The 10,497-nt window shown below is 45.4% G+C and carries 2 protein-coding genes and 1 pseudogene; 2 read left to right on the top strand and 1 reads right to left on the bottom strand.

Annotated elements, in window-relative coordinates; all coding sequences use genetic code 11:
* Positions 1-541: pseudogene (locus tag ACLTL4_RS01235) on the top strand (NAD(+) synthase); the annotation flags it as partial.
* Positions 542-661: 120 nt separating this feature from the next.
* Here ACLTL4_RS01235 and ACLTL4_RS01230 read toward each other — a convergent pair.
* Positions 662-1,129: a hypothetical protein gene (locus tag ACLTL4_RS01230; protein ID WP_173895655.1), complete on the bottom strand. Its 468-nt coding sequence runs from the start codon at positions 1,127-1,129 to the stop codon at positions 662-664.
* A gap of 188 nt (positions 1,130-1,317) precedes the next feature.
* On the opposite strand from ACLTL4_RS01230, the gene ACLTL4_RS01225 reads away from it, so the two are divergent.
* Complete coding sequence (locus ACLTL4_RS01225) at positions 1,318-10,419, top strand: SpaA isopeptide-forming pilin-related protein (protein ID WP_412320164.1); 9,102 nt, start codon at positions 1,318-1,320, stop codon at positions 10,417-10,419.
* The last annotated feature ends 78 nt before the right edge of the window (positions 10,420-10,497 follow it).

The following is a 10,497-nucleotide window of genomic DNA, read 5'->3' as shown; positions in this document are numbered from 1 at the left end:
GATCGGAACTGGTGACATGTCAGAACTTGCACTTGGCTGGGCGACCTACAACGGTGATCACATGTCGATGTACGGCGTGAACGCTTCCGTTCCGAAAACACTGGTACGCCATCTGGTGCGTTACTGTGCCGATACCTGTGAGGATCGCAGACTGGGAGAAGTACTGTATGATATTTTGGACACGCCGGTCAGCCCGGAACTTCTGCCGCCGGAAGACGGAAAGATCTCACAGAAAACAGAAGATCTGGTCGGACCTTATGAATTGCACGATTTCTTCCTGTACTATGTGCTTCGATTTGGCTATGCACCGGGCAAAATTTACCGTATTGCCGGAAAATCGTTTGCCGGTGTGTATGACGATGAGACGATCCTGAAATGGCTGAAGAAATTTTACTGGAGATTTTTTGCACAGCAGTTCAAGCGTTCCTGCCTGCCGGACGGTCCGAAGGTCGGATCCGTCGCAGTATCGCCGAGAGGAGATCTGCGTATGCCAAGCGATGCCTGCGTGCGTCTGTGGCAGAGAGAGCTTGAAAAGCTATAAATCACATAAATATTAAGTTAAAATATAAAATAATATTTGACAGAAAAGCAATCTTTATGTATACTTCTATACAGAGAGCAACGAAAGAGGGAAAGCAAAAGGGGGTGCCTGTGACAGCACCTACCTTTGTGCTTTTGCCAGAGAGTTTTTGATTGCCTGAAATAATAATTCAGAAGTATATTTATTCTCACGGGAGCAAGTGATCCCATCTAAGGACTGTTTCTGACAGATCTGTTCGGACAGTTCATCCAAAGAAGGTTCTACGAGCGGAAAGGCAGTAGTGACCGAATCCCCAAGATTTACAAGGCGAATAGAATCAATCTGATCCGTATTTAACGTAACTTCAATATCCGCATAATGGTTGTTCAGAATCAGGGAAGCCGTATAGACTCCGGGCTGATATCCGACGGAATCTGCATCAGCGGAAGAAGAAAACGTTGTTTTTGTTTCTGTATCCGGTGTATTTGATGCATCGTGTGGCCGGAACATCAGAAAAAGCAGGATCAGAAGTACCAGGATTAAAAAGATAAAAATGGCAGTGTAGATCAATTCTCTCATGTGCAGGACGACAATTTTAGGTTTGGACATCGGTGTTTCCTTTTTTGTTTTTACCAGTATATTTCGCAATGCTTCTCGATATGACGTTTGACTTGAATCAAAAGAGGTGGTTTGTATGAAAAACGATGTATGGCGTGCACCTCGCAGTAACGATGTCAGAGATATTCTTAAATCTCAGGAAATCTCTGCATGCAGGAAAAGAAAGGAGAAGAATTTGGATGAACACAGACAAATGGAAAAGGATACTGGCAGGCTTTCTGGCGATACTTTGTCTTCTGACGTCGCCGATGTCCGTCTATGCATCCGGGATGCAAAAGAGCAGTTTTGCGGGAAAGAGACAGACAATGAGCAGTGAGAAAGCAACAGAAGCGAAGAGTGCTCAGAGCGAAATGCCGCAAAGACAGACCGAACAGCAGATGCAGACGGAAAAACAAAAGCAGACCGAACAAAAGCGGGAGGAAGGTCTGGAGTCAGAGTCTGCATCGAAGAAAAATCCGGAGATAAAACAGGAGTCCGAAGAACAGAAAAATCCGGAGACAAAAAAAGATCCAGGCAGTCAGGAGAATCTAGAATCGCAAAGGAAACAGGAATCGAAAGAAAATACGGTTCAGGGCAGTTCGAATCAGACGGAAAAGGTGATGGATTCGATGAAAATTTCGCAGACGGAGCGGCAGAACCGAAAAGTGTCCGGAGAGGAAGAAACCGAAAAAAATCCGAAAGTGAAAAAGCAAAGTGCGAAGAACGAGGCGAGAGCTGCATCAGACAGCATTTATCTGACGGTGCGTTCCAGTGCGGTGACGCTGGATAAAGCATCCGGTGTGATGGTTGGAAATGTAAAAACACAACTGCCGGATGGATACGAAGGCTACATTCGAAGGACTGCCAAATGTGAGACGAACCTTGGCAGTGATGTTTTTACAGCCGAAGGCGGACCGCTGGATGGCAGGGAGGACTGCAAGACACTTACGGCAAAAGACAAGAATAAGTATTATGCCTGGTACCGGAAAGGGATGTATTATCAGGGAAAATGGGTGGACATCAAAGTGACACTGGTTGATTTCGAACTGCGGGACGGAGCATTTTTCCGTTTTGTGACGGATCGGCCGGGGATTGAGACCTGTAAAGTAGAGTGGGCAGAGACCAAAATGGAGTTTTTCCGCTCAGATAATGGAAATGCGATCGATGTCAAAGGTTATATTACATTTCAGGATATCGATCTTTATCAGGGAATCCTGATGAAAAATGGTTTTGGAAATGTTTATGTGAAAAGAGCAGCACTGGAAAATCTGAAAGCAGCAACGGTGAAGGGCAAAAATTATTACTTTGACACATCCGGTCTGAACCAGAGCGGAAGTGATACCGGCTTTATGCTGTCGGTACTGATTTCGGGAAAGGCGGCGACAGCGGTCTTTACGTTTGTCAGGCCGGAAAACAATCTTGGAACCTCTACGACACCGTCCGGTGGGCTTGTGGCAAAAGCTTACAAAATGTTTCCAAATGCCCATCCGCATATCGAGAAATATGTTTCGGACAGTGACGAAAAGATGACGTCCGAAAACCGCCTTTCCACCAGAGAAGAGACATACACCTATACGCTTCGCACGATGGTTCCAATCGAAAATGAAGAAACCTGTTACCATGATCTGAGCATTTCCGATCAGTTGGATGATTTTCTGGAGATTAAAAATGTCACTGTGACAAACGAAAACGGGGCAAATGCAGAAAAGTTTTGGACGATACAGAAAACAAATGCGTTTGTGGCTCGATGCAGTGATATCAAAAATACCAGTTTTTACGGCCATACGTATGATTTTCAGATTACGGTCGGCGTGAAAAAGGATGCCGGTCTTGAAAAACGCTGGGATCCGGCAAAGAAAATGGCAAGGATCAAAAATCAGGCATCTGCCTCTTCTGACGGCAACACGGTTCGATCACAAACCGTAGTGACAAATATTGCACCGGTGAAATCTTCCGTTTCGGTGGAAAAGAGAGATGGAAAAACAAAAGAAAAACTTCCGGGGGCCGTCTTTACCGTATACGAATGGAACGGCAGCAGATATGCAGCAACACCTCTGTTTCAGCTGAAAAATGAAGCAGATGGTGTGTATGAAAGTGCAGAAATACTTTCTTATACAGATGAGAACAAGGGAAAATTCAAGATCATAGAAGAACAGTCGCCGGAAGGCTACACAAAGAGTGGATGGGAGAAGGAATTTGTTATTTCACCGTTTGAAAGCAAAAAAATCACGTATCACGGTGACAACGCCTGTTTCAATGAACCGCTGTGGATCACCGTGCAGATTCAGAAAAAGGATCTGGAGACAGGAAAAGCACTGTCGGGTGCGAGATTTGCGGTATACGAATGGAATCAGGAACAGCAAAATTATGTGCCGTATGCAGCTTGGCCGGAGCTTGTGACAGCCATAAACGGAGAGGCAGTCAGCGGTAAACTTTACTATCAGAAAAAGAACGAAGGAAAATTTCGACTTCAGGAAACACAGCCGCCGAAAAACTATTTTGGAGATTATGTGGACGGTGAGAAAGAAAAAGGGCTGAAATTCTATGATTTTCGCGTCACTGCCCAGAATGCAGGACAGAGCCTGGAGCTGACCAACAACGGGAAGCAGACGGGATTTGTCAATACACCGCAGATGGCATCGATCGCGGTGAAAAAAATCGGCGAGGTCTTAACAGAAGCCAGAGATTCGGCGGAGGGTGTGATATTTCTCTATGAAAAGCAGCCGCTTGCCGGAGCAAAATACGAGATTACAGCGGCAGAAGATATCTATAAGGCCGACGGAGTGACACTGGCTCTGAAAAAGGGTGCAGTGGCACAGCAGCTGATAACCGGAAAAGATGGTACGGCAGTCAGCAGGAAGTTGTATCTTGGCAGGTATCATGTGACAGAAACCGAGGCACCGCAGGGCTATGTGCGAAAAGATACGGCAGCAGGAAATACCAGAACAGTGACACTTTCCTACCGCGGACCGGAAATCCGGGAATATGTAAGCGAAGAGCAGGTCTTTGAAAATGAACGCCCAAAGATGCAGGTGACGGTTTTCAAACGCTCCGAGAACACACAGAAGGGACTTGCAGGAGCACGGTTTGGATTGTATGCGGGAGAAAACATTCTGTCGGATGGAAACAGGATCGCAGCAAAAGATACGCTGCTTGCTCTGGCGTACAGTAAAAAAGACGGAAGCTGTCTTTTTGATGCGGATGTTCCATGCGGTTACCGCTATTATGTAAAAGAAATCCAGGCACCGGAACATTACTATAAACAGGTGAAAAAAGCACGTTATGAGTTTCAGTGGATTTATCAGGATGATAAAACACAGCTTTACACATTCCCGAAACCTGGAAGCGAATCAGAAGCCGTTTTTCTGAACCAGGAAGTAACAGCAGAAGTTACGGTTCAGAAAGTGGATGCACAGAGCGGACTTTCCAGGCCACAGCAGATGGCATCTTTAAAAGGAGCCGTGTACGGCATCTATGCAAAAGAAGCGATTACATCGGCAGATGGCGATGGAGAGATTCTCTATGAGAAGAATGCAGAAGTCATGCGAAAAGAGACGGATACAGAGGGCAGACTTTGTTTTACAGGACTGCCACTTGGAACGTACTATGTAAAAGAAATCAAAGCTTCGGAAGGATACCTTGCCGATGCCGCAGTTTATACGGTGGACTGTGCCTATGAAGGACAGGATATTCTTGTGATCAAAAAAGAAGTGTTCAGTAAAGAACGCATCAAATCTCAGCCATTTACTTGCTTTAAACTGACCGGAGACAATAAAGAGACGGATCTGGAATGGATGAGAGGTGCCGGATTCTCTGTGTACAGTGTAAAAGAGCTGGAAGAAAAAGGGCATCTGAAAAAGGGCAGTGCACAGCTGGAAGATGCAGTCCTGATCCAGGAAGTAATCGATCAGTATCGGGATAAAGATACGCTTCAATATCAGAAAATGAAAGCCCTGGAAACGGCAGCTTATTATGATGAGGCGGGTAAGATGCAGCGTCTTAAGGAGCAGTTTTCCGATGAAAACGGAGTTCTGAATATCCGGGCACTTCCATATGGCAAATATCTGCTGGTCGAGACGAACGTTCCAGAAGGAAAGGTGGCGGCGGCACCGAAAGTACTGAACGTCGATTCGGATGAAAAAGACGGACTGGTGGACGGCGACGGCAAAGGGACATTGCAGATGGGATCTGCCATCTGGGATCAGCCGCAGACCAGTTATCTTAAAATCGTAAAGAAAGACAAAACAACCGGGGAAACGGTAGCGAAACCGGGAGCAAAGTATGTGATCCATGATGTCGAAGGAGCCTACTTTAACTGGTATATGGAAGATAAGACCAGTGAGGAAAAAGTCGATTATATCAATCGCTTTGGAAATCTTGTCGTTGCCTATACAAACGGAGAGATGCTGGGATCTTATGAAAATCCTTATGTGACCGCAGAGCGAAAGGACAGCGACGGCAGAGTGCTCGGCACTTATGTCTCCACGACCACGACACTGCCGCAGGGACTTTATATTTTAGAAGAAGTGCAGGCACCGGAAGGTTATGTACGCCAGGGAGCAGAAGGAAGATACCGCAAAAGAAACGGACAGTATTTCTTTGAAGCTTCGGCAAAAAAGCTGCCGGGTATGGAAGCGGTCCACGCACTGAAAATCACAGAAGAAGCGGTCGGAACCTGGGAACAGGCAGACATTGCTTCTAAAGATTACCGGGTGCGGGTGCAGATCAGTTCGGATGAGGCAAAGACAACGTATGACAGACTGGCAGGAGCCTTTGTGACGGAAGCGGTTCAGGAAAACGAGGCGGCAGTCGGCAAACTGAGCATTTATGCAGAGGGAGAAGTACTGACCGGATACGATCTGAAAAAGGGATTTGCCTATACCTGTAAGCCGCTTGCCGGCAATGTCTTTGTCGTGCGGGCAGCAGAAGATATCTTTTCCGGTGAAGGAAAGGGAGGACAGACTTTACTTTTTGCAAAAGGAAGTGTTGTGACCACACTCACTACCGATGAAAATGGAAAAGCATGGACTGAAAAAATAAAAGCAGCCGGCTGGGAATGGTATGGACTTCCGCTCGGCACTTATACGCTGGAACAGATAAAAGCAGCCAAAGGCTATGCACTTTCCGGGGAAAATCAGGCGGCAAGAACATTTGAGATCCGATATGCCGGACAGGAAGTTCCAATCCGGTATCAGAGTGAACTGTATGAAATTCCAAGACAGAGAGCACAGATCCAGATTGAAAAGAAAGATGCAGAAACAAAAGAAAAACTTACAGGAGCAAAGTTTGGGCTTTATGCGGCAGAAGATATTTTGGCAGCTGATCAGAAAAGCATCCTGGTAAAGAAAGATACCAGACTGGCGATCGCAGAGACAAAAGAAGCGGAAAACGGTATTATGGATGCGGCCCTTGACCTGGATCTTCCGATGGCACACTATTATGTCAGAGAAGAAAAAGCACCGGATGGATATTATCGGTCTGATAATACAGAAGAAATTTCCTTTACAGCTGAAGATGACAGCAAAAATGCAGCAGAAGATGGCAGATCCGAAGATAATATGGCAAACAGGACAGAAAATGACAGGAAATCAAATGCCAAAACAGGCACACCGCATGATGCTACAATCAAATCGTATGTACGCACGTTTGAAAACTATAAAACAATGCTTCAGATTAATATCATGGACTATGATACAGAAACGGAGCTGGATGGAGTAAAATACAGTATCGTGGATTCGAAGGGTGAGATTGTGCAGGAAGCAGTCAGTATACATGGCAACAATGTGCTGATCCGGGGGCTGAAAGTCGGAGAAACTTATCAGATCAGGGAGACAAAGGCAAGAGAAGGATATAACTGGCAGATTCTGGAAAAAGAAGGTTATAAGTCCCTGCATGTAAAAGAAGGATACGAACAGGGAAATCGTTTCTTTGAGGGAATCGCAAGTAAGGTATTTCGGTGTCAGGAAAATCAGGCAGAGATTCGGCTGGAAGACAAAGAATGTGTACAGGTTGTCAGCCTGTTTAACCGTTCCATTTCCGGAAAACTGGAGATCCGAAAAGAAGGAGAAGTGCCGGAAGCGGAGATCAAAGATCAGAAACTGCAGAAGATAGTCTATGAGACAAAAGGGTTAAGAGGGGCAGAATATGACCTTGTGGCAGCAGAAACAATTCCGCATCCGGACGGTTACAGCAAAGACCTTTATCTGATGGGAACGACCATTGCCCATGTGATAACCGATGAACAGGGAAAAGCGGTTCTTTCGGATCTGCCGCTTGGAAGGTATGAGATCAGAGAGACAAAAGCTCCGTCCGGCTACACGCGAAAGCAGAAAGATGCAAAACGAAACACAGAACTGTTGTGGAAAGACAGTGCAGATCTGGAAATTACCGCAACAGAAACCTTTTTCAACGAAAGACAGAAGATTGATATCGGGCAGGAACCGGATGGCCCGGAGGTGTCTCCGACGGTACCGGAAGAGCCGGGAACGATCATCGGAGAAGAGTGGAAAGGAAGGACCGGTGTATTTAAGAAATGTGTGGACGGAGAGAAAGAAAACAGGCCGGAAGGAGCAGAATTCACACTTTATGCGAAAAAAGATATTACGGACGCAAACGGAAGTGTTGTGCTGCCGGCAGGAACGGAGATAGAGCGTGCCATTTCAGATCAGAGCGGAAGAGCCGTTTTTCAAACAGATCTGCCGCCTGGCACCTATGCAGTAAAAGAAACAAAAGCACCGGATGGATATTATCGATCTGATACGGAGCGGATTTTTGATTTTGAACCGTATAAAGACCAGGATCACATTTTTATCATCCGTATGAAGAGCGAGATCGAAAATGCGGCAGTAAAAGTAAGACTGTTTCTGAGAGATGATCTCACGAAAAAAGAGTTGGCAGGTGCGAAACTTCAGATTCTCGATGAAGATGGAAAAATTCTGCATGCAGTCAGCACAGAAAATACGGAAGGAAAGGGCTGTCTGATCCTGGGGCTGAATCCGGAAAAAACGTACCGCATCGTGGAAGTTCTTCCGAGAAAAGGCTATAAAAAAGAAATCCTGATCCCGGATTCCATGAAAGACATTCTGAAACAGGAGCAGAAACAGGAGGTTACTTTTTCTGTTTCACAGCAGTACACAGAGGAAACGATGGAGCAGATGCCGGAAGAAGTAGTTTTCAATCTGGAAAATGCTTTCATGACCGGAAAGGTGAAAATTTCAAAGACAGGAGAGATCTTAAACGAAGCATCCAGAAAGCTTGGAATTGTACAGGGATTATGGAATCAGATAAAAACCTGGTTTGGTTATCAAACAGGAAGCGTAAAAGGTGTAAGCTTTACAGTAAAAGCGAAGGAAGATCTGTATCACCCGGATGGCGTGACCGGTCTGATCTGCAAAGCGGGAGAGGTTGTTCCGTATCTGGTACGAAGTCAGAAGACTGCGAAAGCAGAAGGAGATACTGATCAGGATGGAAGCCTGGTGTTTGAACAGATGTATCTTGGAACATACGAGCTGGAAGAGATAAATATCCCGGAAGGATATCAGAAGAAAAAAGATAAGGTTTCGTTTGTGCTGGCAGAAACCTCAGATGGAAGTGAAGCAGATGTCACAGAAGCAGAGGTCCCGGTATACAACGAACGCCAGAAAGTGGAGATCCGGGTGACAAAATGCGATAAAGAAAATCCACAGAAAATGCTGGAAGGTGCAGTTTTCGGACTGTATGCGGCAGAGGATATCAAAACAGCAAAAGGAGAAGTTCTTCTGGAAAAAGGAACTTTACTGGAAACACAGAAAAGTGATAAAGAAGGAAACCTGTTGTTTGTCAGCGACCTGCCACTTGGAAAGTATGAAGTCCGTGAGATTGCGGCACCGGATGGCTATATCCGGACAGCACAGACAGAAGAGATTGATGCATCCTGGAAAGAAGAAGGGATGGCAGTACAGAAATTCCAGGTTATCTTTGAAAATCAGATCACAAAAGTGTTTGTGAAGAAGACGGCATCCGATACAAAAGAACTGTTAGAAGGAGCAAAACTGGCCATTTATCAGGAAAATACCTGTATCGAAAGCTGGATCACAGAGAAAGAAGAGCATTGCGTGGAAGGGCTGGAAGTCGGAAAAACCTATACCTTGCGGGAACTTTCACCGGCACCTGGCTATGCAACAGCAGCAGAACAGGTATTTCAGATGGAAGATCATAAAGAGGAAGATGGCACTTATCAGGGACAGAAACTGGAAATGCAGGACCCGCCGACGGAAGTTCATATCACTGTCTTTGAAAAAGACGGAGATAAAAAAGTTCCGCTTGGAAATGTAAAAGCTCACCTGGAGACACCGCAGGGCGAGACGCTCCTGAAAGAAAACAGTCCGATGGAACGGGACGGCATCTGGGAGTCCGGAACAGAACAGGCAGAAATCTTTAAAAAAGTGGCGATCGGGCACTATAAGATCGTAGTGGATGAAATTCCGAAAGGTTATGTACATCCGGATGTGACAGACATTGAGGTGAAAGATACAGCGGAAGTACAGAAATTTGAAGTTCTGGTGGAACCAATCTGTATCCGGATTACCGGCTATGCATTGTCTTCAGCAGCAGAAAAGAAGCAGACAAGAACGATCCGGTCTGGGATTTATGTACATATCAGAGATCTGTTTGAGGAGCGGTCACTGGAACTTCCGGAAGCCTATACACGTGTTCCGTCTGGCAGTTATCAGGTGAAAACAGACCGTGTACCGGATGGCTATGTACTTCCGGCACAGACGAAGATCACGGTAAGAGAAGATACGTCAGAAATACAGGATTTTGAGGTAGAGATCCGTCCGACAGTGATTAAAATCGAAGCCGTTGACAAAAAGACGCAGACACCACTGGAAGGGGTAAAGATCAGTGTGGTTAATGAAAAAGGAAAGAAAATCTGGAAACATGTGACACTTACTGCTTTGAAAGAAAAAGTAATCCCATCCTGGTATACCATTCAGGTCGAGAAAGTGCCAAAAGGTTATCAGAAACCGAAAAATCAAAAGATTAAAGTCAAAGCAGTTGCAAATGTCCAGAAATACAAGGTGGAACTGACGAAAGAAGCACAGGTGCAGACAGAAAAACGTGTGGATACCGAGAACTTTGATAAAACAACCGGAAACGACCATTCAGGATTTTCATCAGATAATACACCGGATAATGAAAACGCTGTGACAGCAGCCAAAACAGGTGATGCATCCTGGATGGAAATGTGGATCTTCGCAGGTCTGATGGCAGCATCGAGCATGATATTATGGTTTTTCAGAAAGAAAAGACATATCAGATAAAAATAAGTAAATATTAGTAAAGAAGCCAGGAATCGACTGCCGGATTTCAGATAAGTATGACTGGAAGAATGGAGTCTA

It is taken from the genome of Hominisplanchenecus sp. (genome assembly GCF_046967715.1).
GTDB lineage: Bacteria > Bacillota > Clostridia > Lachnospirales > Lachnospiraceae > Hominisplanchenecus > Hominisplanchenecus faecis.
Note: the sequence above shows the minus strand (reverse complement) of the source record. Positions and strands in the feature narration are given on the sequence as shown.

What these genes read in the sequence shown, in the direction of transcription:
- ACLTL4_RS01230 (WP_173895655.1), bottom strand. Translation starts at nt 1,129, where the DNA reads ATGTCCAAACCTAAAATTGTCGTCCTGCACATGAGAGAATTGATCTAC.
- ACLTL4_RS01225 (WP_412320164.1), top strand. Translation starts at nt 1,318, where the DNA reads ATGAACACAGACAAATGGAAAAGGATACTGGCAGGCTTTCTGGCGATA.